Genomic DNA, 23773 nt, shown 5'->3' with positions numbered 1-23773 from the left:
CCAGCTTGTCCTGGTGATTGGTCCATGAATTGTGAGGTCTATCACACTTGACCGTATTGTTGCCCATGACGCAGCCAGCGTTCCAGTAGCGGGCTGACATGTTGCGGCCAGCGGGCGAGCAGGGCCTGGGCCGCGTCGCGCACGGCGGGGAGCAGGTCGGCGTCGCGCATCAGGTCGGCCACCTTGAATTGCAGCAGGCCGGTCTGGCGCGTGCCGAGCATTTCGCCGGGGCCGCGCAGTTCCAGGTCTTTCTCGGCGATGATAAAACCGTCGTTGGTTTCGCGCATGATGCCCAGGCGCTGGCGGCCGATCTGCGACAGCGGCGGATGGTAGAGCAGCACGCAGTGGCTGGCGGCGCTGCCCCGGCCGACCCGGCCGCGCAACTGGTGCAGTTGCGCCAGGCCCAGGCGCTCGGGGTTCTCGATGATCATCAGGCTGGCGTTGGGTACGTCGACACCGACTTCGATCACGGTGGTGGCCACCAGCAGTTGCAGGTTGCCGGCCTTGAACTCGGCCATCACCGCGGCTTTTTCCGCCGGTTTCATGCGCCCGTGGATCAGCCCGACGCGCAGTTCGCCGAGGGCGGCGGTCAATTCCTCGAAGGTGGTTTCGGCCGCCTGGCAGGTCAGCTCCTCGGACTCTTCGATCAGTGTGCAGACCCAGTAGGCCTGGCGGCCCTCGGCGCAGGCGGCGCGGACTCGCTCGACCACTTCGAAGCGCCGGCTGTCGGCCACCAGTACGGTGTTCACCGGCGTGCGACCGGGGGGCAGTTCGTCGAGGATCGAGGTGTCCAGGTCGGCGTAGGCGCTCATCGCCAGGGTGCGCGGGATCGGCGTGGCGGTCATGATCAACTGGTGCGGGCACATGCGTCCACCCACGCCTTTCTGGCGCAGGGCCAGGCGCTGCTGGACGCCGAAGCGGTGCTGTTCGTCGATGATGACCAGGGCCAGGTTCTTGAACTGTACTTCGTCCTGGAACAGCGCGTGGGTGCCGACCACCATCGGCGTGCCGCCGGCGATCTGTTCCAGGGCGGCGGCGCGGGCCTTGCCTTTGAGCTTGCCGGCCAGCCAGGCGGTCTCGATGCCCAGCGGCGTCAGCCAGCGCTGGAAGTTGATGAAGTGCTGTTCGGCGAGGATCTCGGTCGGCGCCATCAGCGCCACCTGGTAGCCGGCCTCCAGGGCCTGCAAGGCGGCCAGGGCGGCAACCACGGTCTTGCCCGCGCCAACATCGCCCTGGATCAGTCGCAGCATCGGCTCGGGCTGGCTGAGGTCGTAGGCGACTTCGTTGCCGACCCGCTGCTGGGCCCCGGTGGGCGGGAATCCGAGATTGGCGAGAAACCGTTCCGGCAGCTTGCTGGCCTTGGGCAGGGCCGGCGCGCGCAGGGCCCGCAGGCTTTCGCGCAGGCGTTGCTGGGACAGCTGGTGAGTGAGCAGTTCCTCGAAGGCCAGGCGGTGCTGGGCCCAGTGATGACCGAGGGCGAGTTCCTCGACATCGGCGTCGGCCGGCGGCTGGTGCAGGTAGCGGATGGCATCGTCCAGCGGCGCCAACTGGTAGTCGCGGGCCAGTTCCTGGGGCAGCCAGTCCGGCAGGCTGCGCGGGCCGAGCATCGCCAGGCTCTGCTGGCTCAGCAGGCGCAGGCGCTGCTGGGTCAGGCCTTCGGTCAGCGGGTAGATCGGGGTCAGGGTCTGGTCCACCGGGGGCGGTTCGTCGCCGGTCAGGGCGCGGTATTCCGGGTGGTAGATTTCCAGGCCCGAGGCGCCGGGGCGGGCCTCGCCGTAGCAGCGCACATGGGTGCCGCGCTTGAGGCCTTCCTTCTGCGCATTGCTGAAGTGGTAGAAGCGCAGGCTCAGGCTGCCGGTGCCATCGTTCAGGCGCACCAGCAGGCTGCGGCGCTTGCCCATGACCACGTCGGCACCGCTGACCACGCCCTCGATCACCGCGTCCTGGCCGGGGCGCAGGGCGCCGATGGGGACGATGCGGGTGCGGTCCTGGTAACGCAGGGGCAGGTGGAACAGGACGTCCTGGATATTCTCCAGGCCGACCTTGGCCAGTTTCTCGGCCATGGCTTCGCCGACACCCTTGAGTGCCGTGACCGACACCTGCGACAGCTCAGTCACGGCATTCAGCTCGCGACGGGCGGCTTGGCCACCGAACACAGGCGGATCGAGTCAGCGAGGATTTCAATCGCCTTGGGCCGCGGGAAGCTGGCACGCCAGGCGATGGCCACGGTGCGGAACGGTACGGGCGGCGTCAGCGGCCGGACCTCGATGACGCCGGGCGCATAGTGATGGCTGTCCACCGCCGAGAGCGGCAGCACGGAAATACCCAGGCCGGACGCGACCATGTGGCGGATGGTTTCCAGGGAGCTGGATTCGACCGTGGTGTGCTTGGCCGCTTCGCTGCCCTTGACCAGGGTCGGGCAGGCTTCGAGGACCTGGTCGCGGAAGCAGTGGCCTTCGCCCAGCAGCAGCAGGCTCTTGTCGTTGAGCAGGGCGCTGTCGATGGTTTCCTTCTGGGTCCAGGGGTGCGAGGCCGGCATCAGCACGTAGAACGGTTCGTCGTACAGCGGCAGGGTCAGCACATCGGCTTCGTTGAACGGCAGGGCGATGATCACCGCGTCCAGTTCGCCGTTGCGCAGCTTGTCGCGCAGGATGTGGGTGAAGTTTTCCTCGATATACAACGGCATCTGCGGGGCGACCCGGTGCAGTTGCGGGATCAGGTGCGGGAACAGATAGGGGCCGACGGTGTAGATCGCGCCGACTTTCAGCGGTGCGGTCAGCTGGTTTTTCCCGGCCTGGGCCAGTTCACGGATGCCCTGGGCCTGTTCCAGGACCTTTTGTGCCTGGGCAACGATGCCTTCGCCGACCGGCGTCAGGCGCACGGCGCTCTTGCTGCGCTCGAAAATCAGCACACCGAGTTCGTCTTCCAGCTTTTTCACGCCCACCGACAGGGTCGGCTGGCTGACATGGCAGCGCTCGGCCGCGTGACCGAAGTGTTGCTCCTGGGCGAGGGTAACGATGTAGCGTAATTCTGTCAGAGTCATAGCGAGCGTCCATAAGGTTGCGGGCCAAGCATAACGGCTGCAATCGATAGACGCACGTTATCAGACGCAGGATAAGCGGCGATTGTCGTTAATTTAATGAAACGACGGGTTTGCGGGGGTGGGACGGGAGGTTCGGGAGCGATTGGCGATCAGGAAACTGTGGGAGCGGGCTTGCCCGCGAAGAGGCCCTTGAGGTCCTTGAAAGCTTCGCGGGCAAGCCCGCTCCCACATAGGTCCCGCTCCCTGTCTTGATCTAGCGGCCGCGCTTGTCGATGGAATAGACGAAGGGCGCGACAATCTCGATGCTGCCGTTGGTGAGCATGTCTGCCGGAGGCTTGGGCAGTGGCTGGGCGCGGCGGATCATTTCCAGGGTGGCCCGGTCCAGATCGGCATTGCCCGAGCGGCCCACCAGCTCGTACGAGAGTACCTTGCCTTCGGCGTCGACGACGAAGCGCAGGCGGTTCAGGCCTTCCTTTCCACGGGATTGCGCGGCGGGCGGGTACTTCTTGTATTTGCCCAGGTGCGCCAGCAGGGTGCCTTCCCAGCTCGCCTTGGCGGCGACCTGCTGTGGCGAAGGGCCGGGTGCCGGTGCGGCGGATTTCTCCGGCGGACGGTTGGTCGGCGGCTCCTCGGAAGGTTTCTCTTCCTTGGGCTTTTCCTTTTCCGGTTCCTTCTTCACTTCCGGCTTCGGTGGCTGCGGCTTGGATTTGGGCTTGACCGGCTTGGGCACCGAGATCGTCGGCTTCGGCGCTTCGGCGAGCTTGGGCAGCGGCAGTTCTTCGACTGGTGCCGGCGGCTGCGGCGGCGTCACCACCTTGGGTGGCGCCGGAGGCGGCGGTGCGGGCGGCAACGGGGCCAGCTCGACCATCATGGCCTGCGGCGGCAGTTCGATCGGCTTGGACACCGACCAGTTCAGGGCGGCGAGAATCGCCACCGCGTGAACGCCCAGTACCAGGACCAGGCTACCGCCGTAACGCGTCAGTTTATGGCGCGTCGTGATCATTTCTTGGCTGCCGTCTCGAGTCCGACCAGGCCGACCTTCAGGTAGCCAGCGGCGCGCAGGGAATCCATGACGCGCATCAGGTCGCCGTAGTCCACGCCCTTGTCGGCCTGGAAGAAGATGGTGGTGTCTTTCTTGCCGTGGGTCTTGGCGTCCAGGGATGCGCCCAGGGACTCGGCTTTGACCTCGTCTTCGCCGAGGAACAGGCGCTGATCGGCCTTGACGCTGAGGAACACCGGCTTCTCCGGACGCGGTGCCGGCTTGGCCGTGGAGGCGGGCAGGTCGACCTTGATGTCCACGGTGGCCAGGGGCGCCGCGACCATGAAGATGATCAGCAGCACCAGCATCACGTCGATAAACGGCGTGACGTTGATTTCATGGTTCTCGGCGAGATCGTCGTCCGCGCCTTCTTTCAAATGCAAGCCCATGGCCGATTACCCTACTTTGACCACATGGGGTTGCGCGGAGCGCTCGGCGACCGGCAGGTGATCGAGGTCGCGGCTGACCAGCAGCAGGACTTCGGCCGAAGCGTCGGACACCTGGGCCTTGTAGCCGGCGATGGAGCGGGCGAAGACGTTGTAGATCACTACCGCCGGGATCGCGGCGACCAGGCCCAGGGCCGTCGCCAGCAAGGCTTCGGCGATGCCGGGGGCGACCACGGCGAGGTTGGTGGTCTGGGTCTTGGCGATGCCGATGAAGCTGTTCATGATGCCCCATACGGTACCGAACAGACCGACGAACGGCGCGGTGGAACCGATGGTGGCGAGCACGCCGGTACCGCTGCTCATGTTGCGACCGCAGGCGGCGACCAGGCGCTCCAGGCGGAAGCTGACGCGTTCCTTGATGCCTTCTTTCTCGCGGCTGTTGGCCGACAGGCGCATTTCTTCAAGCGCGTCGTGTACCAGCAGGTTGGCCAGGGTCCCTTCCCTGGCCGCCGTGGCGCTGGCTTCCTTGAGGGTGGTGGCCTTCTTCAGGTTGGCGATTTCACCGCGCAGACGGCGCTTGGCGCCCAGCAACTCGAAGCCCTTGGCGATCCAGATGGTCCAGGTGATGATCGAGGCGATGGCCAGGCCGATCATGACCAGCTTGACGATGATGTCGGCGTTCTTGTACATGCCCCAGGGCGACAGGTCGTGGCCCAGGCCCAGGGTGGTGTCTTCGACCGGCAGTACGTCGGCATCGGCCGGCGCGGCGTTTTCAGCCTGGGCCGGATCAGCGGCCACCGGAGTCACGCTGGGCGCGGCATGTTCGGCGGCAGCCGGTGCGGCAGCGGCAGGCGCGGTGTGGTTGGTCGGCTCGTCGGCGAAGGCGGCAGTCGGCGCCAGCAGCAGGCTGAACAGCAACGCAGCAATCGAACGCCAGGCGCGAGAGGGACGGTGAGACTGGGTTGGCGAGGCGGAGATTGGATTGCGTGTCATTCTGGCCGGACCTGAGCGAATTGAAAGTGGGTCTTGTCCTTCCAGGCCTCGTGGGGCCGAGAACAAATGGGTGGACATTATTGCAAGTAATTCTTGTTAACAGAAGTAATAGCGTCTCTTTTTTTCTTCCATTGCTAGCCGCTCGTCCATTCCTGAAGCTAGTCTGTGGCTCTTTTTGTGGAGGTTCCCGATGTCCGCTCCTTCTGTTCTGATTGCCGGTTGCGGTGATGTCGGCAGTCGCCTGGCCACGCAATTGCTGGCCGGCGGCTGGCAGGTGCATGGCCTGCGCCGCTCGATTTCCCGTCTGCCGGAAGGTGTTCTCGGGGTGGCGGGGGACCTGTTCGTCGAGCAGCGTCCCACCGGCTGGCCGGGTGGATCGCTGGATTACCTGGTGTATTGCGCGGCGGCCACCGATCACGATGAAGCCGGTTATCGGGCCGCCTATGTCGAAGGCCTGCGGCATGTCCTGAATTGGCTCGGGCAGTCGGGACAGCGGCCCAGGCGCCTGCTGTTCGTCTCCAGCAGCAGTGTGTATGTGCAGCAGCAGGGCGAATGGGTCGACGAGACCTCGCCGACCGAAGCCGAGGGGTATTCCGGACGCCTGATGCTCGAGGCCGAGCAACTGGCGCTCGACAGCGGTATCCCGGCGAGCCGGGTGCGCCTGACGGGGATCTACGGGCCGGGCCGCGAATGGCTGCTGACGCAGGTGCGCCGCGGTTATCGGGTGGCCGTCGAGCCGCCTTTATATGGCAACCGCATTCATGTCGACGACGCTGCCGGGTTGCTGGCGTTCCTGCTGGAGGCGGATCGGGCGGGCAAGGTGCTGGAGGACTGTTATATCGGCGTCGATGACGCACCGGCACCCCTGGCCGAGGTGGTGGGCTGGTTGCGCGAGTACCTGGGGGTGACCGAGTGGGATGCCGAGTCCAGCGTGCGTCGCACCGGCAGCAAGCGTTGCAGCAATGCCCGGGCGCGGGCCCTGGGTTGGGTGCCGAGGTATGCGAGCTACCGCGAGGGGTATGCGGCGATTCTCGAAGGGCGTTGCTGAAACAGGCGAGCGCAATCCCTGCGGGAGCCTTGTCGCCGCCCCCTGTCTTGCCTCGATCATTGTGGGGGCCGGCTTGCTGGCGATGGCGCTCGCATGGGCAGCGCAAGGCTCAAGGGCCTCATCGCCAGCAAGGGGCCTGCGGTTTTCAGTCGTGGAAGATTATTTCTCCAGCAACCATTGGCGGTTGCCCGGGTAAAGCTGCGGCTGTTCGTCGGCCTGGGCCGAGTTCAGTGCCTGGAAGATTTCCAGTTGCTTGCCCTTGCGCACGAAGATCCAGGCATTGCCCTTGTCACCCTGCTGCAGCCAGATGCTGTCGTTGTCGCCGCTCATGTTCGCGCAATCGCCGGCGAGGCAGAGGGCGTAGCGGTCGCTGCCGGGCAGGCCTTCGAGGCGTCCGTCCGGCAGGAATTTCACCTGGGCGCCTTCGCCGGGGCCGCTGACGATTTTCCAGTCGCCACCCATGTAAGCCGTATACAGGGCCTGTTCGAAGCTGGCGCCTACCGGCGCTTCGGCCGGCAGCTCGCTCTGGGCCCGGACGAATGTCTGCTCGGGCTCGGAGTCGCTGGCGCCCTGGATCAGCTCCTTGCCGTCGCGTAGCAGGGGAGTGCCGGTGCTGCCATAGAAATCAACGTGCCACTTCTGCTTGCCGTCCGCCCGCACATGCCCTTCGGGGCGCTCGAAGCCGTTGCTGTACTTGGCCTGGCTGTTGCGGGTGTCGATATTCCATTCCAGGTTCGGCCCGTAGGTTTCCAGGGCTTCACGCAAGCTGCCCTTTTTCACGGCCGCATCGATGGCCGCCTGGTTGATCCAGGTGCCGCTGATGTCATATTTGGCGGGGTCGCTGGCGCAGCCGCCAAGCAGGAGGGCAAACACCGGGATGGCAAGCGCTTTGCGCATGGTCGAATCCTTGCAGACGAGGCTGGCGCAGTGTTGGAGGCTGCGCCAGGCAGTGCGGGGTTGTTCTGGGGTGACGGGTTATTCGATGACCAGGATCGCGTCCATCTCGACCTGCGAGCCGCGTGGCAGCGCTGCGACACCGATGGCGGCGCGGGCCGGGTACGGTTGTTCGAAGTACTTGCCCATGATCTCGTTGACCTTGGCGAAGTGGCTCAGGTCGGTCAGGAAGATGTTCAGCTTGACGATGTCCTTGAACGAACCGCCGGCCGCTTCGGCCACGGCTTTCAGGTTCTCGAAGACCTGGACGGTCTGGGCTTCGAAGCCTTCGACCAGTTCCATGGTTTTCGGGTCCAGGGGGATCTGGCCGGACATGTACACGGTGTTGCCGGCCTTGATCGCCTGGGAGTAGGTGCCGATGGCGGCCGGGGCCTTGTCGCTGCTGATAACGCTCTTGGTCATGAATGACTCCTTGTAATGTCTGGACTGTCTGGGCGGCTACGCGCGCATGCGGGTGATGCGGATCACCCCGGTCAGTGCGCGCAGTTTCTTGATCACGCGGGCCAGGTGCACACGGTCGTGCACGCTGACCACCAGTTGGACCACGCTGATGCGACCATCGCGTTCGTCCATGCTGATTTTCTCGATATTGCCGTCGGCCGCATTGACGCTGCTGGCCAGCAGGGCGATCAGGCCGCGCTGGTGTTCCAGCTCGACGCGCAGCTCGACGTTGAATTCGCCGGTGACATCCTTGGCCCAGGAGAGCTGGATGCATTTTTCCGGGTTGTGGCGGATTTCGCTGATATTGCGGCAGTTGTCCAGGTGCACGACCATGCCCTTGCCCGCGGACAGGTGACCGACAATCGGGTCGCCGGGGATCGGTGTGCAGCACTTGGCGTAGCTGAGCACCAGGCCTTCGGTGCCGCGAATCGCCAGCGGGCCCTCGGGGCTGGGCAGCTGTTCGCCTTCGCCGAGCAGGCGGCGGGCGACCACGTAGGCCATGCGGTTGCCCAGGCCGATATCTTCCAGCAGGTCTTCGATCAGCTCCAGGCGGTACTCGTGGAGCATCATCTGGATGCGTTCGGCCGGGATCTTGTCCAGGGCGCTGTCGAAGCCGTTGAGGACCTTGTTCAGCAGGCGTTCGCCCAGGCTGATGGATTCGGAGCGGCGCTGCAGCTTCAGGGCATGGCGGATATGCGTGCGGGCCTTGCCGGTGACCACGAAGTTGAGCCACGCCGGGTTCGGCCGGGCGCCGGGGGCGCTGACGATCTCGACCGTGGAGCCGCTTTGCAGCGGTTCGGACAGCGGGGCGAGACGGCGATTGATCCGGCAGGCAATGCAGCTGTTGCCGACGTCGGTGTGCACCGCGTAGGCGAAGTCGACCGCCGTGGAGCCTTTTGGCAGCTCCATGATCCGGCCCTTGGGCGTGAAGACGTAGACCTCGTCGGGAAACAGGTCGATCTTCACGCTCTCGATGAATTCCAGGGAGTTGCCGGCACGTTGCTGCATTTCCAGCACGCCCTTGACCCACTGGCGGGCGCGGGCGTGGGTGCCCTTGGGCTGCTCGTCGCCGCTGGACTTGTACAGCCAGTGGGCGGCGATGCCGTTGTTGGCCATCTCTTCCATTTCGCGGGTACGGATCTGGATCTCGATCGGTACGCCGTGCATGCCGAACAGCGTCGTATGCAGCGACTGGTAGCCGTTGGCCTTGGGAATCGCGATGTAGTCCTTGAAGCGGCCGGGCAGGGGCTTGTACAGATTATGGACAGCACCGAGCACGCGATAGCAGGTGTCGACCTTGTCGACGATGATCCTGAACGCATAGACGTCCATGATCTCGTTGAAGGCCCGGCGCTTGCCGCGCATCTTGGTGTAGATGCCGTAGAGGTGTTTCTGCCGGCCGCTGACCTCGCCCTGGATGCCGTCGACGGCCAGGCAGTGGCTGAGGGATTCCTCGATCTTGTTGACGATTTCCTTGCGGTTGCCCCGGGCGCGCTTGACCGCCTGGTAGATCCGCGCGGAACGCATCGGGTGCATGGCCTTGAAGCCGAGGTCTTCGAACTCGACGCGGATCGCATGCATGCCCAGCCGGTTGGCGATGGGTGCGTAGATCTCGAGGGTTTCCTTGGCGATGCGCCGGCGCTTCTCGCCGGACAGCACTTCCAGGGTGCGCATGTTGTGCAGGCGGTCGGCGAGCTTGACCAGGATCACGCGGATATCGCGAGCCATGGCCATGGCCATCTTCTGGAAGTTTTCCGCCTGGGCCTCGGCCTTGGTCTCGAAATTCATCTGGGTCAGCTTGCTGACCCCGTCGACCAGTTCGGCCACGGTTTCGCCGAACTGCGCCTGCAGCGCTTCCTTGGCGATCCCGGTGTCTTCGATCACGTCATGCAGCATCGCCGCCATCAGGCTCTGATGGTCCATGTGCATGTCGGCAAGAATATTGGCCACCGCCAGCGGATGCGTGACGTAGGCTTCGCCGCTGCGACGGCGTTGGCCATCGTGGGCTTGTTCGGCGTAGAAATACGCCCGGCGGACCAGATTGACCTGGTCGGCGCCGAGGTAGGTCGATAAGCGATCGGCGAGGGCGTCTATGCTCGGCATGAGGTTTCCCCCGGCCGAAGCCTTGTACCCTGCGCCGTGCTACGTCGACCAGGCATAGGCTTAGACGGCCTCGTTGGACTCGTCCTCGAACGCCGCGAACAGAGGTTCGTCTTCGACGATCTCTTCGTTGGCGATCATTTCGTAGCTCACCAGGCCTTCGGCGATTTCACGCAGGGCCACAACGGTAGGCTTGTCGTTTTCCCATGCCACTTTCGGCTCTTTGCCGCCGGTCGCCAGTTGACGAGCACGCTTGGTAGAGAGCATGACCAGCTCAAAACGGTTATCCACGTGTTCTAGGCAGTCTTCAACGGTTACGCGGGCCATGGTGTTCCTCGTAGCAAATGCGGTAGGCGCGCTGCCCGGATGGGCGAGCGGACTGAACAGTTTAAAAAATCACCAGCGATTAGGGAAGCGCTGATTTTTCCAGCAAACACCCGAACGCGCTACAAGTGCCAATGTAAAGCCCTCGCAGCGGTTTTGGGAAGTCCTTGTCATGCCAGCAATTGCGTCAGCAGGGCGCTGAAACGCTGCTGCTGGGACTGCTGTTGCAACTGGTTGGCGCGGAAAATCGCCTTGAGATCGTCCAGGGCGTGGGCGAAATCGTCGTTGATGATCAGGAAATCGTATTCGACGTAGTGGCTCATTTCACTGACGGCCTCGCGCATCCGCCCTTCGATGATCTCATCGCTGTCCTGGCCGCGGTTGGTCAGGCGCTGGCGCAGGGCGTGCTGGCTCGGCGGCAGGATGAAGATCGACCTGGCCTGGGGCATCTGCCGGCGCACCTGTTCGGCGCCTTGCCAGTCGATTTCGAGGATCAGGTCATGGCCTTCGTCCAGGGTCTGCTGCAGGTGACTCTGCGAGGTGCCATAGAGGTTGCCGAAGACTTCGGCCTGCTCGAGGAAATCGCCGTGCTCGATCATCTGCACGAACTCGGCGCGGTCGACGAAGTGGTAGTTCACCCCGTCGACTTCGCCCGGACGCATGGCGCGGGTGGTGTGCGAAACCGAGACGCGGATCTGCGGCTGGGCATCGATCAGGGCCTTGACCAGGCTGGTCTTGCCTGCGCCCGACGGTGCGGAAATGATGTAGAGGGTGCCAGTGCTGTGGGTCATGTCGGGGTAGCCTTACTCGATATTCTGTACTTGTTCGCGCATCTGCTCGATCAACACCTTGAGGTTGACCGCGGCGGTGGTGCTGCGCGGGTCGAAGGCCTTGGAGCCCAGGGTATTGGCTTCGCGGTTGAGCTCCTGCATCAGGAAGTCCAGGCGCCGGCCGGCGGCCCCGCCGGACTTGAGCACCCGGCGTACTTCGATGATATGCGTGCTCAGGCGGTCGAGTTCCTCGGCCACGTCGCTTTTCTGCGCCAGCAGGACCATTTCCTGTTCCAGGCGCAGCGGATCCAGTTCGGCCTGCATGTCGGCGAAGCGGTCGAGAACCTTCTGGCGCTGGGTGGCGAGCATTTGCGGCACCAGTTCGCGCAGGGTCAGGACATCTTCCTCGATCGAGGTCAGGCGTTCGTTGATCAGTCGGGCCAGCTCCGCGCCTTCGCGCTCGCGGCCGTTCTTCAGTTCCTTCAGGCCTTTGTTGAACAGGGCCAGGGCTTCATTGTTGAGGGCCTGCGGGTCGCTGGCATCGGCCACCAGCACGCCGGGCCAGGCCAGCACTTCCAGCGGGTTCAGCGCGGCCGGCTGCTTGATCAGGCCGGCGACGGTCTCGGCGGCGGCGATCAGTTGCGTGGCGCGTTCGCGGTCGACCTGCAGCGGCTTGCCGGTGGTTTCCTCGGTGAAGCGCAGGGTGCATTCCAGCTTGCCCCGGGACAGGCCCTGGCGCAGGGCTTCGCGCACCGCGCCCTCGAGGTCGCGGAACGCTTCCGGCAGGCGCAGGTGCGGTTCCAGGTAACGGCTGTTGACCGAGCGCAGTTCCCAGCTCAGGGTGCCCTGGGTTCCGGCGCTTTCGACTCGGGCGAAGGCGGTCATGCTGTGGACCATGGAGGTACCTCGCTGTTCGGGCCTGCCGGCGTTGCCGGGGCTGACCTGATGAATAAATTAAAGCCGACTGGCAGCAAAGGCGCAGGATTGTAGCGCAGTGCGGCGAATGCCCCAATGCCGGTCGATGACCTGCCGATCGCCGCGAAACCGTGGGAGCCGGCGGCTGCAGAATTTTAAGAAGTGCCCAGCGCGGGCCATGCCCTCTATAATGCCGGGTAGATTTCCGTCCCTGTACAGGTATTCCCAGATGAAACGTCCAAGTGGTCGCGCCGCCGATCAGCTCCGCTCGATCCGCATCACCCGCAACTACACCAAACACGCCGAGGGATCTGTACTGGTCGAGTTCGGTGACACCAAAGTGATTTGTACGGTCAGTGTCGAGAATGGGGTGCCGCGCTTCCTCAAGGGCCAGGGCCAGGGTTGGCTGACCGCCGAGTACGGCATGCTGCCACGGGCCACCGGCGAGCGTAACCAGCGTGAGGCGAGCCGTGGCAAGCAGGGCGGCCGGACCCTGGAAATCCAGCGCCTGATCGGCCGTTCGCTGCGTGCTTCGCTGGATATGTCCAAGCTCGGCGACGTGACCCTGTATGTCGACTGCGATGTGATCCAGGCCGACGGCGGCACCCGCACCGCGTCCATCACCGGTTCCATGGTGGCGCTGGCCGATGCCCTGGCCGTGATCAAGAAACGTGGCGGCCTGAAGGGTGGCAGCCCGCTCAAGCAGATGATTGCCGCCGTTTCGGTGGGCATGTACCAGGGTGAGCCGGTACTCGACCTGGACTACCTGGAAGACTCCGCCGCCGAGACCGACCTCAACGTGGTGATGACCAGCACCGGTGGCTTCATCGAGGTCCAGGGCACCGCCGAAGGCGCGCCGTTCCAGCCGGAAGAGCTGAATGCGATGCTGGCACTGGCACAAAAAGGCATGAACGAGATCTTCGAATTGCAGAACGCCGCACTGGCTGACTGATGATCCGGACTTTTCCCCGCGTAAAAGGAGTGCGCCATGAGTGAGCAGATGCCTGTGCCGGCACCGGATGCAAACGTCCGTCAGTGGGCGATGTTCTGTCACTTGTCGGCGTTTCTCGGCTATTGGTTTCCCTTCGGCAGCCTGATCGGGCCGTTGATCCTCTGGCAGATGAAGCGCGAGCAGGATCCGTTCATCGATGCCCAGGGCAAGGAAGCGCTGAATTTCCAGATCACCGTGGCGGTGGCCGCGATGGTCTGTTTTGCGCTGATGTTCGTGGTGATCGGTTTCCTGCTGTTCGGCCTGCTGGCCATCGGTGCGGTGGTGTTGACCATCATTGCCGGCATCAAGGCCAACCAGGGCATCGCCTATCGCTATCCGTTCACCTGGCGTCCGATCAAGTAGCTTCGGGTCGGGGCTGGGTTGATGCGCAGGCGGCGGTACAAGCTCCCCTGTCCAGCCCGACGCACAAAAAAGCCGACGCGAGGTCGGCTTTTTTGTGGTTGTCGGTCAGCGCAGCAACTGCTCGACCCGTGCCCGATCCACCGCGAAATCCTGCTGTGACTGGACCCGTGCCGCCCGATACTTGTCGATATCGGCCTTCATCCGCACCTGCTCGTCGCGCAAGCCGGCGAGCTGGGCCAGTAGTTGTGGCGAAACCTCCTTGCCGGCGCGTTCCTGCTCCGCCGCCTGGCCTTGCAGGGCAGCCTGCTGGGCCAGCAACGCCTGGAGATTGGTCTGCACGCTGGCAATCAACCCATCCAGCTCGGCCAGCTTGCGTCCCTGGGCCTTGTCGACCTCATCGACGCTGGAATAGCGCTGCAGCAATTGCGCATTGGCATCGGCCTGGGCTTTCTCGGCCTGCTTCTGCTGGATCTGTTCGGCGGTGAGCGCCGGGGCCACGGTCTGGATCACCCGGCCGCGCTGGTTGAGCACCTGGTAGCCCTTGCCGATGTACTCCGGCGGCACACCCTGGCGATCCAGGACCGTCACGCCTTTGTTATCGACATAACGGTACAGCAGCACTTCGTCCGCCTGCACGGCGAACGAAGCCCCGATGGCCAGGGCCAGCCACAGGTATCCGCGCCTCAAGAAGGGTCAGATCCCGTACTGTGCGCGATAAGCCTCGACCGCCGGCAGATGCTGCTTGAGCTGCTCGTCGCCGGCGAGGAATTCGAGGACCTGGTTCAGCGACACGATGCTGACCACCGGAATGCCGAAGTCACGTTCGACTTCCTGGATCGCCGACAACTCACCGTTGCCGCGTTCCTGGCGATTCAGCGCGATCAACACGCCCGCGGCCTTGGCGCCGTCCTGGGATTCGATGATCTGCATCACTTCGCGAATTGCCGTACCGGCGGTGATCACGTCGTCGATGATCAGCACGTTGCCGGTCAATGGCGCGCCGACCAGGCTGCCGCCTTCGCCGTGGGCCTTGGCCTCCTTGCGGTTGAAGCACCATGGCAGATCGAGCTGGTGATGCTCGGCCAACGCCACGGCAGTCGCGGCCGCCAGGGGAATGCCCTTGTAGGCCGGGCCGAACAGAACGTCGAAGGGAATACCGCTCTCGACGATCGCCGCGGCATAGAAACGCCCCAGCTGGGCCAGGGCGGAACCTGAGTTGAACAGGCCGGCATTGAAGAAGTAAGGACTGGTGCGTCCGGACTTCAGGGTGAACTCACCGAAGCGCAAAACCCCGCGATCGATGGCAAAACGAATGAAATCGCGCTGATACGCCTGCATGAAAAAAGCCCCAAATACCACGGATTTAGCTAATTAGGTAGACCTCGGGTATCATACACGCACGTGATTTTTGGGGCCATTTATGCGGATCATCAGTGTGAACGTCAATGGTATTCAGGCTGCAGTCGAGCGTGGTTTGCTCAGTTGGCTGCAAGCCCAGAATGCCGACGTCATCTGCCTGCAGGACACCCGCGCCTCCGCCTTTGAACTGGACGACCCAGCCTTCCAACTGGATGGCTACTTCCTTTATGCCTGCGATGCCGAAGTCCCTGCCCAAGGTGGCGTGGCTCTGTATTCGCGGTTGCAACCGAAGGCTGTCATCAGCGGTCTCGGTTTCGAGACGGCAGACCGCTACGGGCGCTACCTGCAAGCCGATTTCGACAAGGTCAGCATCGCGACCTTGCTGCTTCCATCAGGGCAGAACGGCGATGAAGACTTGAACCAGAAGTTCAAGCTTATGGACGACTTCGCCCGCTACCTGGATAAGCAGCGGCGCAAACGTCGCGAGTACATCTATTGCGGCTCGCTCTACGTGGCGCAGCAGAAGCTCGACATCAAGAACTGGCGCGACAGCCAGCAATCCCCGGGCTTCTTGGCGCCTGAGCGCGCCTGGATGGACGAGATTGTCGGCAACATGGGCTATGTCGATGCCCTGCGCGAAGTCAGCCGCGAAGGCGACCAGTACAGCTGGTGGCCGGATAACGAGCAGGCTGAGATGCTCAACCTCGGCTGGCGCTTCGATTACCAGATCCTGACGCCGGGCCTGCGCCGCTTCGTACGCAGCGCGCGCCTGCCGCGCCAGCCGCGCTTCTCGCAGCACGCACCGCTGATCGTCGACTACGACTGGACGCTGACCATCTGAGTCGTTGTCCAGACGGCAGAAAAAAGCCCCGCCCGGTTTCCCGGAGCGGGGCTTTTTTCATCGCCGGCGCTTAGTGGCGCTTGCGATTGCTGATCAGGGTGCCCATGCCGGTGTCGGTGAAGATCTCCAGCAGGACCGCATTCGGTACCCGGCCGTCGATGATCAGCGAGCTGCCCACGCCGCCCTGTACCGCTTCCAGCGCACACTGGATCTTTGGCAGCATGCCGCCGTAGATGGTGCCGTCGGCGATCAGGCCGTTGACTTGGTCGGTGCTCAGGCCGGTCAGGACCTTGCCTTCCTTGTCCATCAGGCCGGCGATATTGGTCAGCAGCATGAGCTTCTCGGCTTTCAGTGCCTCGGCGATCTTGCCGGCGACTAGGTCGGCGTTGATGTTGTAGGACTCACCATTGGCGCCCACGCCGATCGGCGCGATCACCGGGATGAAGTCGCCCTTGACCAGCAGGTTCAGCAGATCGGTATTGATCCCGACCACTTCGCCCACCTGGCCGTAGTCGATGATTTCCGGCGCGGTCATTTCCGGGGTCTGGCGGGTCACGGTGAGCTTTTTCGCACGGATCAGCTCAGCGTCCTTGCCGGTCAGGCCGATGGCACTGCCGCCATGACGGTTGATCAGGTTGACGATGCTCTTGTTCACCTGGCCGCCGAGGACCATTTCCACCACGTCCATGGTCTGCGCGTCGGTGACGCGCATGCCGTCGACGAAATGGCTCTCGATGGACAGGCGCTTGAGCAGGTCGCCGATCTGCGGGCCACCGCCATGCACGACTACCGGGTTGATGCCCACGGCCTTCATCAACACGATATCGCGGGCAAAGCCGGTCTTCAGCTCTTCGCTTTCCATAGCATTGCCGCCGTACTTGATCACCAGCGTCTTGCCGACGTAGCGGCGGATGTAAGGCAACGCTTCGGAAAGAACCTTGGCGGTATTGGCAGCGGCATCGCGTTCGAGGGTCATTCAGGGCTCCGGTGGAACAAGTGGTCAGACGGTGTTTTTACACCGCCTGTATGTCAGAACGGTAGTTGGAGATCGGGTGCAACACGTTTCAGTTGCGCGTGGAACACATCCTTGATGCGCTGCAGCTCGGCCTCGGTATCGGCCTCGAAGCGCAGTACCAGCACCGGCGTGGTGTTGGAGGCGCGAACCAGGCCCCAGCCTTTGGGGTAGTCGACCCGTACACCGTCGATGGTGGTCAGGTTGGCGTCGCCCCATTGTGCGTCGTGCAAGGCTTCAATGATGCTGAATTTGCTCTCGTCGGTCACATTGATATTGATTTCCGGCGTGGAAATATCGTTCGGGAAGGTGGCGAACAGCTCCTCGGCGGTGGCTTTCTCCTGGCTGAGGATCTCCAGCAGGCGCGCGGCGCTGTAGATGCCGTCGTCGAAACCGAACCAGCGCTCCTTGAAGAAGATATGGCCGCTCATCTCGCCGGCCAGCAGGGCGCCGCTCTGCTTCATTTTTTTCTTGATCAGCGAGTGACCGGTCTTCCACATTACCGGGCGGCCGCCATATTCCTGGATCAGGGGAGTCAGGCGCCGGGTGCATTTGACGTCGAAGATGATATCCGCGCCCGGATTGCGCGACACCACGTCCTTGGCGAACAGCATCAGCAGGCGGTCCGGGAACACGATGTTGCCGGTGTTGGTCACCACGCCGACGCGGTCGCCGTCACCGTCGAAGGCCAGGCCCAGGTCGGCATTGGTTTCCTTGACCTTGGCGATCAGGTCCTCGAGGTTTTCCGGCTTGCCCGGGTCCGGGTGGTGGTTCGGGAAGTTGCCGTCGACGTCGCAGAACAGCGGAATCACTTCGCAGCCCAGGGCTTCGATCAGTTGTGGGGCGATCACGCCGGCGGCACCGTTGCCGCAGTCGACCACTACCTTGAGTTTCTTCGCCAGGACGATGTCTTCGCGGATCTGCCGGAAGTAGCGGTCGAGGATCTCGACCTTCTCGATGCTGCCCTTGCCGCTGCTCAGGTCGTTGGTCTTCAGGCGCGTGTGCAGGGCCTGGATCTGTTCGTTGGCGAGGGTGTCGCCGGCGATGACGATCTTGAAGCCGTTGTAGTTCGACGGGTTGTGGCTGCCGGTGAGCATGACCCCGGACTTGCCGGCCAGCACGTTGGCGGCGTAGTACAGCGCCGGTGTCGGCACCAGGCCGACATCGCTGACATGGCAGCCGCTGTCATGCAGGCCCTGGATCAGTTGCTGGACCAGCTCCGGGCCGGACAGGCGCCCGTCGCGGCCAACCGATACATTCGGTTCGCCCTGGGCCAGGCTCTGCGAGCCGATGGCACGACCGATCCAGTAGGCGGTTTCGGCGGTCAGGGTTTCCGGAATCGTGCCGCGGATGTCATAGGCGCGGAAGATGCTGTCGGGGAATGTCGGGACAGTGCGTGTGATGCTGTTCATGGCGAGAGGGTGCTCCGTTCTCAGGAAATCCTGGTTTTCGTCGAGAATGTCGACATCGAGGATATCGGTATCTTGGAACAGCGGATCGATCCATTCGGCACCCGGGGTGACGGTCTGGATCGGCGCTGGGGCACTGCTGGTCGTCGGGCCTGGATCGATGCCGGGTTGATTCGCGGCGGCGGCAGGCTGGCCATTGCGCAGAGAGAAGCGCGCCAGATCCTGCGCCAGTCCGTTGAGGGCCGGCAGGCTCAAACTGAAGGCTTTGACGGCTTTTCCGCCGGAGAGTTCGTGAAACAGCTGTTCCAGCTGTCGGGCATCGCCGTCGAGACGGTTTTGCAGGCGTTTGTGGGTCAGGTAGATCGCCAGCACCGCGCTGCCGAGCACCACCAGCAGCGCCAGGAGCATGAGTCCATAGGCGCTGAGCGGGTAGCCGAACTGGAACGCCGGGCCGGGGCTGAACTTCAGTATCCAGTTGGCGTTGTTGGTGCCGAGGGTATAGCTATCCCCCGAGGCGCCATTGCCCCGCTGGTCGAGTACCTGTTCCGGGCTGCCGAGAATGCTTTGGGTGAGCTGCAGCGAACCGTTGTCCGGGTGCCAGGTGCCGAGGGGCTTGAGCAGGCGTTGCAGGTCGAATACCAGCAGCAGGGTTCCACGGGCATCGGTTGCGTCGCCGAGGGTCGCTACGCTGTACACCAGCCAGCGCTGGCCGACCTTGTAGGCCTCCGGCGGTGGCCGGGTGCCGCGTTCGGCGCGGCGGATCAGGTCCAGGGCCGAGAAGTTCAGCGGCGCCGCACGGTCGGCAACCGGCTGGGCGGCGTCCCGCAGGTTGAGCTGCACGTCCACCAGGCCATCCATATGGCGCAGGCTGTCTTCCGTCGCTTTCACGCTATCGGCGTTCTGGCTTTGCAGGGCTTTCAGCAGGGCGGGGTTGAGCGCGGCGGCGTCGGTCTGGGCGATCAGGTCGGTGGTGGCCTGTCCCAGGCCCGAGGCCATCACGGAACCGGCTGTTTGCGCCAGTTGCAGGCGGAAGTACTGGTGCGATGGGCCCAGCACGCCGAACCAGAGCAGTGCGGCTGCCAGCAGCAGGCCGCCGAGGGCGATCTTCAGGCCCGGAAGCAGTGGATTGGCGGCCTCATTCGAAGACGAATGGTCAGGGTGTTCGGGACCGTTGGCGGTCTTTGCACTGCGCTTGATGCCTTTCAAATACCGTCTCCGCGAAACTCATCCTGAAGTGCAGCGCGAATTGTTCAGGCCGGGTGTGGAGCCCGGCCTTGATCAGCGTAGGTCAATGGCTGCCCGAATGCCCGAAACCGCCGGCACCGCGCTGGCTTTCGTCGAACTCCTGGACCAGTTCGAAATGCGCCTGGACCACCGGCACCAGCACCAGTTGGGCGATGCGCTCGCCGACGGCGATATTGAAGGCGGTCTGGCCGCGGTTCCAGCACGACACCATCAGCTCGCCCTGGTAGTCCGAGTCGATCAGGCCGACCAGGTTGCCCAGCACGATACCGTGCTTGTGGCCCAGGCCGGAGCGCGGCAGGATCAGCGCGGCGAGGCCCGGATCGCCGATATAGACCGACAGGCCGGTAGGGATCAGCAAGGTCTGGCCCGGTTCCAGTACGGTGTCCTGCTGGAGCATGGCGCGCAGGTCGAGGCCGGCCGAGCCGGGGGTGGCGTACTGCGGCAGCGGGAATTCGTTGCCGATGCGTGGGTCGAGGATCTTGGCTTGCAAAGCGTGCATGTGGATTAAACCTGGTTCAGTCGTGTGGCGATAAAAGAGATCAGCTGGCGGGCAATCTTGCCTTTGCTGGTCTGGGCGAAAAGTGTCGCGTGCAGGTCCCGGTCGATCACGCTGCAGGCGTTTTCCTCGCTGTTGAAGCCGATGCTGGGGTTGGCCACGTCATTGGCGACGATCAGGTCGAGGTTCTTGTCCTTCAGCTTGCGCGCGGCGTAGTCGAGCAGATGCTCGGTCTCGGCGGCAAAACCGACGCTGAACGGACGATCGGGACGTGAGGCGATGGTGGCCAGGATGTCCGGGTTGCGCACCATCTGCAGCAGCAGGCCGTCGCCGTTCGTAGGATCTTTCTTGAGTTTTTGCGGGGCAACCACTTCAGGGCGGTAGTCCGCCACCGCGGCCGAGGCAATGAACAGATCGCAGGGGATCGCGGCTTCGCAGGCGGCGAGCATGTCGCGGGCGCTGACGACATCGATACGGCTGACCCGGTCAGGCGTCGGCAGGTGCACCGGGCCGGTGATCAGGGTCACCCGGGCGCCGGCCTCGACCGCGGCCTCGGCCAGGGCAAAGCCCATTTTCCCGGAGCTGTGGTTGGTGATGTAGCGCACTGGGTCGATGTTTTCCTGGGTCGGGCCGGCGGTGATCAGGACATGCCTGCCGGTCAGTGCCAGGTGCTGGAAGCAGTCGGCGGCGCACTGGGCCAGGTCGGTGGCTTCGAGCATGCGCCCCAGGCCGACGTCGCCGCAGGCCTGGCTGCCGGAGGCCGGGCCGAAGACTTTCAGGCCGCGGCTCTGCAACAACTGGGTGTTGGCCTGGGTCGCGGGATCGCGCCACATGGCCTGGTTCATCGCCGGGGCGATGGCCACGGTGGCGTCGGTGGCGAGCACCAGGGTGGTCAGCAGGTCGTCGGCGATGCCCTGGGCCAGGCGTGCGATCAGGTCGGCGGTGGCGGGCGCGATCAGCACCAGGTCGGCCCACTTGGCCAGTTCGATATGGCCCATCGCGGCTTCGGCCGCCGGGTCGAGCAGGTCCAGGTGCACCGGGTGCCCGGACAGCGCCTGCATGGTCAGCGGGGTGATGAACTCGCTGCCGCCGCGGGTCATGACCACGCGCACTTCGGCGCCCTGGTCGAGAAGTCGGCGAACCAGCTCGGCGCTCTTGTAGGCAGCAATGCCGCCGCCGACGCCGAGAACGATGCGTTTCCGATACAGCCGCTGCATAGGCCTGCCTTTTAGTCCGGTGATTGCTACCCCCGACGACGCCTCCCCAGGCCGGATCGGGGGTAAAAAAGATGGGCTACGATAACACAGCGCCCGCCATGGAACAGCGGGGCCCAAAGGACAGGGAGGTGGGATGAGTATTCGCAATTGGCCGGCTGCGGAGCGGCCGCGGGAGAAGCTGCTGGAGCTGGGATCGGCAAGCCTGTCCGATGCCGAGCTGCTGGCGATCTTCCTGCGCACCGGGGTTTCCGGCAGAAGTGCCGTGGATCTGGCGCGACATCTGTTAGGACGGTTCGGTAGTTTGCGTAGCCTGCTGGAGGCCGACCAGCGGGAGTTCAGCCGTGAGCTGGGTTTGGGGCCGGCCAAGTTCGCCCAGTTGCAGGCGGTGCTGGAAATGGCCCGCCGTCACCTGGCCGAGCGCCTGCGGCGTGATTCGGCCCTGGAAAGTCCGCGGGCCGTGCGCGACTACCTCAAGGCGATGTTGCGCCATGAGCCCCATGAGGTGTTCGGCTGCCTGTTTCTGGATGCCAAGCACCGGGTGCTGGCCTTCGAGGCTTTGTTCCAGGGCTCCATCGACAACACCAGCGTTTATCCCCGCCAGGTGGTGAAAAGGGCGCTGGCGCACAATGCGGCGGCGTTGATCCTGTGCCACAACCATCCTTCGGGGGTTGCCGAGCCCAGCCAGGCCGACCGGCTGCTGACCCGGCGGCTGAAGGATGCACTGGAATTCGTGGATGTGCGGGTGCTCGATCATTTCATTGTCGGCGAGGGCGAGCCGTTTTCAATGATGGAGCATGGCCTGATGTAGGTGGGAGGCGGGCAGATACCGCGATCCCTTGCAGGAGCCGGCTTGCCGGCGATGGCGTCCGGATGGGCGCCGCAAGGCTCGAAGGCTTCATCGCCGGCAAGCCGGCTCCTGCAGGGGGCGTGTCAATCTCAGGGTTTCAGGGCGACCCGGGAGAAGTCCTGGCGCCCGAACGGACTCACCTGGTAGCCCTGGACATCCTTGCGCGTGAGGGCGAAGGCGGTCGGGTGGGCCAGTGGCAGCCAGAGCGCCTGCTGCTGGATCTGGGCCTGGGCCTGCTGGTAGAGCTTGCTGCGCACGCCCTGTTCGCTGGTGGTTTTCCCGGCGCTGATCAGCTTGTCCAGGCCGGCATCGCAATAACGCGCGAAGTTGGTGCCGGATTTTACGGCGGCGCAGGAGAATTGCGGGGTCAGGAAGTTGTCCGGGTCGCCATTGTCGCCGGCCCAGCCCATGAACAGCAGGTCATGCTCGCCGGCTTTGGCGCGGCGGATCAGTTCGCCCCATTCGATCACGCGGATTTCCGCCTGGATCCCCACTTCCGCCAGGTCGGCCTGCAGCAGTTGCGCGCCAAGGCTCGGGTTGGGGTTGAGCAGGCTGCCCGACGGGCGGGTCCAGATAGTGGTCTGGAAGCCGTCCTTGAGGCCGGCCTTGGCCAGCAGCGCCTTGGCCTTCGCCGGATCGTGGGCGTAGCCGGGCAGGTCCCTGGCGTAGCTCCAGGTATTGGGCGGGTAAGGGCCGTTGGCGGCTTCGGCGGTATCCTCGAAGACGGCCTTGAGGTAGCTGGTCTTGTCGAAAGCCAGGTTGATCGCCTGGCGGACTTCCGGCTTGTCCAGCGGCGGATGCTGGCTGTTGATGGCGAGGAAGGCGGTCATGAAGGCGGCGGTCTTCTCCACCTTGAGCGCCGGATCCTTGCTCGCCGCACCGACATCCAGGGGCTTGGGCGAGAGGGCGATCTGGCATTCGTTACGCCGCAGCTTCTGCAGCCGCACGTTGGCGTCCGGGGTGATCGCGAAGATCAGGTTGTCGACCGCCGGCTTGCCGGCGAAGTAGTCCGGATTGGCGGTATAACGGATCGATGCGTCCTTCTGGAACCGCCCGAAAACGAACGGGCCGGTGCCGATCGGCTGGCTGTTGAGCTTCTCCGGGGTATTGGCGGCCATCAGCTTGTCGGCGTATTCCGACGAATAGATGGAGGCAAAGCCCATGCTCAGCGCCGCCAGGAAGGTCGAGTCCGGGTGGTCCAGGGTAAAGCGCACGGTCAGCGGATCGGTGGCCTCGATGCGCTTGATCAGTGCCGGCAGTTGCAGCGACTGGGCATGGGGGAAGCCGCTCTGGGCGATCTTGTGCCAGGGGTTGGCCGGGTCCAGCATGCGTTCGAAACTGAAGCGGACGTCGGCCGCGGTCAGGTCGCGGGTCGGCTTGAAGTAATCGGTGCGATGGAATTTCACCCCGGGGTGCAGCTTGAAGTCGTAGGTCAGGCCGTCATCGGAGACGCTCCAGCTGTCGGCCAGGCTCGGCACCAGCTTGCCGCTGGCGGCGTCGAAGTCCACCAGGCGGTTCATCAGCACATCCGCCGAGGCGTTGGTGGTGGTCAACGAGTTGTATTGCACGACGTCGAAGCCCTCCGGGCTGGCTTCGGTGCAGACGCTCAGCGAGGTCGCGGCCGAGGCCAGCGGGCTGAGAAAAGGGACGAGCAATAGCGGTAGGGCAGCGAAGCGCATATTCAGTTTCCTTTGCAGGTCGTTGTCCCATCTGCGAGTGCAGTCTGGAAAAACCTCTACCCTAGTGCGCCGGGCGACAATTGACTATCCCATTTTTACTCGGCTTGCCCGGGGCACTGTACAATCGCGCGGTCTTCCCCATACAGGGTTCCGGGCTTTTCCCCGCAGGGCCTGGCTTTGTGCGACGAGCGGCATTTGTTGCCCAAGCCCCCGGCATTGGCGTCCCGTACCCTGGTTCTCGGGCGCTCGACACGGTTTTAATCGCACTTGATGTTGTTGCAACGTAGTCTTTCTGGTATAA

The 23773-nt window shown here is 64.0% G+C and carries 23 protein-coding genes; 5 read left to right on the top strand and 18 right to left on the bottom strand.

What is annotated here, in order from left to right:
- Positions 1 to 41 precede the first annotated feature (41 nt).
- The 5 genes from recG to exbB form a co-directional block, all read right to left on the bottom strand.
- Positions 42 to 2117: an ATP-dependent DNA helicase RecG gene (recG, locus tag KI243_RS32025; protein ID WP_042935161.1), complete on the bottom strand. Its 2076-nt coding sequence runs from the start codon at positions 2115 to 2117 to the stop codon at positions 42 to 44.
- Positions 2118 to 2122: 5 nt separating this feature from the next.
- Complete coding sequence (locus KI243_RS32020; protein ID WP_017125560.1) at positions 2123 to 3043, bottom strand: hydrogen peroxide-inducible genes activator; 921 nt, start codon at positions 3041 to 3043, stop codon at positions 2123 to 2125.
- A 253-nt stretch (positions 3044 to 3296) separates the two neighbouring features.
- A complete protein-coding gene (locus tag KI243_RS32015; protein ID WP_212810290.1) occupies positions 3297 to 4046 on the bottom strand; it encodes an energy transducer TonB in 750 nt (249 codons plus the stop codon).
- Positions 4043 to 4471 (bottom strand): TonB system transport protein ExbD, encoded by a 429-nt coding sequence (gene exbD, locus KI243_RS32010; protein WP_017125558.1) that lies wholly within the window; start codon positions 4469 to 4471, stop codon positions 4043 to 4045. Before exbD ends, KI243_RS32015 begins: the two co-directional genes overlap by 4 nt.
- A 6-nt stretch (positions 4472 to 4477) precedes the next feature.
- Positions 4478 to 5461 carry a tonB-system energizer ExbB gene (gene exbB / locus KI243_RS32005; protein WP_177087242.1) on the bottom strand — a complete coding sequence of 328 codons (984 nt, stop codon included), beginning with the start codon at positions 5459 to 5461 and terminating at the stop codon, positions 4478 to 4480.
- Between the two features lie 190 nt (positions 5462 to 5651).
- Between exbB and KI243_RS32000 the strand changes: the two genes are divergently transcribed.
- The gene (locus KI243_RS32000) at positions 5652 to 6509 is read left to right on the top strand and encodes an SDR family oxidoreductase (RefSeq protein WP_212810289.1); all 858 of its coding nucleotides are present in this window, start codon (positions 5652 to 5654) and stop codon (positions 6507 to 6509) included.
- 159 nt (positions 6510 to 6668) lie between these two features.
- On the opposite strand, the gene KI243_RS31995 is transcribed toward KI243_RS32000, so the two are convergent.
- The 6 genes from KI243_RS31995 to KI243_RS31970 all read right to left on the bottom strand — a co-directional run bounded on the left by KI243_RS31995 (position 6669) and on the right by KI243_RS31970 (position 11995).
- Positions 6669 to 7406: a hypothetical protein gene (locus KI243_RS31995; protein WP_212810288.1), complete on the bottom strand. Its 738-nt coding sequence runs from the start codon at positions 7404 to 7406 to the stop codon at positions 6669 to 6671.
- Between the two features lie 78 nt (positions 7407 to 7484).
- On the bottom strand, positions 7485 to 7865 hold the full coding sequence (locus KI243_RS31990; protein WP_017125554.1) for a RidA family protein: 381 nt from the start codon (positions 7863 to 7865) through the stop codon (positions 7485 to 7487).
- Between the two features lie 36 nt (positions 7866 to 7901).
- Entirely contained in the window at positions 7902 to 10007 is a 2106-nt protein-coding gene (gene spoT, locus KI243_RS31985) for a bifunctional GTP diphosphokinase/guanosine-3',5'-bis pyrophosphate 3'-pyrophosphohydrolase (RefSeq protein WP_017125553.1), read from the bottom strand.
- A gap of 60 nt (positions 10008 to 10067) precedes the next feature.
- Positions 10068 to 10331: a DNA-directed RNA polymerase subunit omega gene (gene rpoZ / locus KI243_RS31980; RefSeq protein ID WP_010447888.1), complete on the bottom strand. Its 264-nt coding sequence runs from the start codon at positions 10329 to 10331 to the stop codon at positions 10068 to 10070.
- A 167-nt stretch (positions 10332 to 10498) separates the two neighbouring features.
- Positions 10499 to 11119 carry a guanylate kinase gene (gmk, locus tag KI243_RS31975; protein ID WP_017125551.1) on the bottom strand — a complete coding sequence of 207 codons (621 nt, stop codon included), beginning with the start codon at positions 11117 to 11119 and terminating at the stop codon, positions 10499 to 10501.
- 12 nt (positions 11120 to 11131) lie between these two features.
- Positions 11132 to 11995, bottom strand: coding sequence for a YicC/YloC family endoribonuclease (locus tag KI243_RS31970; RefSeq protein WP_017125550.1), 864 nt, complete (start codon positions 11993 to 11995; stop codon positions 11132 to 11134).
- 247 nt (positions 11996 to 12242) lie between these two features.
- Here KI243_RS31970 and rph point away from each other — a divergent pair, with 247 nt between their 5' ends.
- Together rph and KI243_RS31960 are read left to right on the top strand one after the other, a co-directional pair.
- Positions 12243 to 12965 carry a ribonuclease PH gene (rph, locus tag KI243_RS31965; RefSeq protein WP_017125549.1) on the top strand — a complete coding sequence of 241 codons (723 nt, stop codon included), beginning with the start codon at positions 12243 to 12245 and terminating at the stop codon, positions 12963 to 12965.
- 36 nt (positions 12966 to 13001) lie between these two features.
- Positions 13002 to 13367: a DUF4870 domain-containing protein gene (locus KI243_RS31960; RefSeq protein WP_017125548.1), complete on the top strand. Its 366-nt coding sequence runs from the start codon at positions 13002 to 13004 to the stop codon at positions 13365 to 13367.
- A gap of 105 nt (positions 13368 to 13472) precedes the next feature.
- On the opposite strand, the gene KI243_RS31955 is transcribed toward KI243_RS31960, so the two are convergent.
- Together KI243_RS31955 and pyrE are read right to left on the bottom strand one after the other, a co-directional pair.
- Entirely contained in the window at positions 13473 to 14054 is a 582-nt protein-coding gene (locus tag KI243_RS31955; RefSeq protein WP_017125547.1) for a hypothetical protein, read from the bottom strand.
- A gap of 6 nt (positions 14055 to 14060) precedes the next feature.
- The gene (gene pyrE / locus KI243_RS31950; RefSeq protein ID WP_017125546.1) at positions 14061 to 14705 is read right to left on the bottom strand and encodes an orotate phosphoribosyltransferase; all 645 of its coding nucleotides are present in this window, start codon (positions 14703 to 14705) and stop codon (positions 14061 to 14063) included.
- 82 nt (positions 14706 to 14787) lie between these two features.
- Here pyrE and KI243_RS31945 point away from each other — a divergent pair, with 82 nt between their 5' ends.
- Positions 14788 to 15567 carry an exodeoxyribonuclease III gene (locus KI243_RS31945; protein ID WP_017125545.1) on the top strand — a complete coding sequence of 260 codons (780 nt, stop codon included), beginning with the start codon at positions 14788 to 14790 and terminating at the stop codon, positions 15565 to 15567.
- A 70-nt stretch (positions 15568 to 15637) separates the two neighbouring features.
- Here KI243_RS31945 and argB read toward each other — a convergent pair whose 3' ends face one another.
- The 4 genes from argB to coaBC form a co-directional block, all read right to left on the bottom strand.
- Complete coding sequence (gene argB / locus KI243_RS31940) at positions 15638 to 16543, bottom strand: acetylglutamate kinase (protein WP_017125544.1); 906 nt, start codon at positions 16541 to 16543, stop codon at positions 15638 to 15640.
- Positions 16544 to 16596: 53 nt separating this feature from the next.
- Entirely contained in the window at positions 16597 to 17991 is a 1395-nt protein-coding gene (gene algC / locus KI243_RS31935; protein ID WP_209436724.1) for a phosphomannomutase/phosphoglucomutase, read from the bottom strand.
- Between the two features lie 1285 nt (positions 17992 to 19276).
- A complete protein-coding gene (dut, locus tag KI243_RS31930; protein WP_017125542.1) occupies positions 19277 to 19732 on the bottom strand; it encodes a dUTP diphosphatase in 456 nt (151 codons plus the stop codon).
- Positions 19733 to 19737: 5 nt separating this feature from the next.
- The gene (gene coaBC / locus KI243_RS31925) at positions 19738 to 20946 is read right to left on the bottom strand and encodes a bifunctional phosphopantothenoylcysteine decarboxylase/phosphopantothenate--cysteine ligase CoaBC (RefSeq protein ID WP_103032865.1); all 1209 of its coding nucleotides are present in this window, start codon (positions 20944 to 20946) and stop codon (positions 19738 to 19740) included.
- Positions 20947 to 21079: 133 nt separating this feature from the next.
- Between coaBC and radC the strand changes: the two genes are divergently transcribed.
- Positions 21080 to 21754: a DNA repair protein RadC gene (gene radC, locus KI243_RS31920; protein WP_017125540.1), complete on the top strand. Its 675-nt coding sequence runs from the start codon at positions 21080 to 21082 to the stop codon at positions 21752 to 21754.
- A gap of 128 nt (positions 21755 to 21882) precedes the next feature.
- Here radC and KI243_RS31915 read toward each other — a convergent pair whose 3' ends face one another.
- A complete protein-coding gene (locus KI243_RS31915) occupies positions 21883 to 23472 on the bottom strand; it encodes an ABC transporter substrate-binding protein (protein ID WP_017125539.1) in 1590 nt (529 codons plus the stop codon).
- Positions 23473 to 23773: the final 301 nt, after the last annotated feature.

This window comes from Pseudomonas sp. Ost2, from assembly GCF_018326065.1.
Taxonomy (GTDB): domain Bacteria; phylum Pseudomonadota; class Gammaproteobacteria; order Pseudomonadales; family Pseudomonadaceae; genus Aquipseudomonas; species Aquipseudomonas gingeri.
Note: the sequence above shows the minus strand (reverse complement) of the source record. Positions and strands in the feature narration are given on the sequence as shown.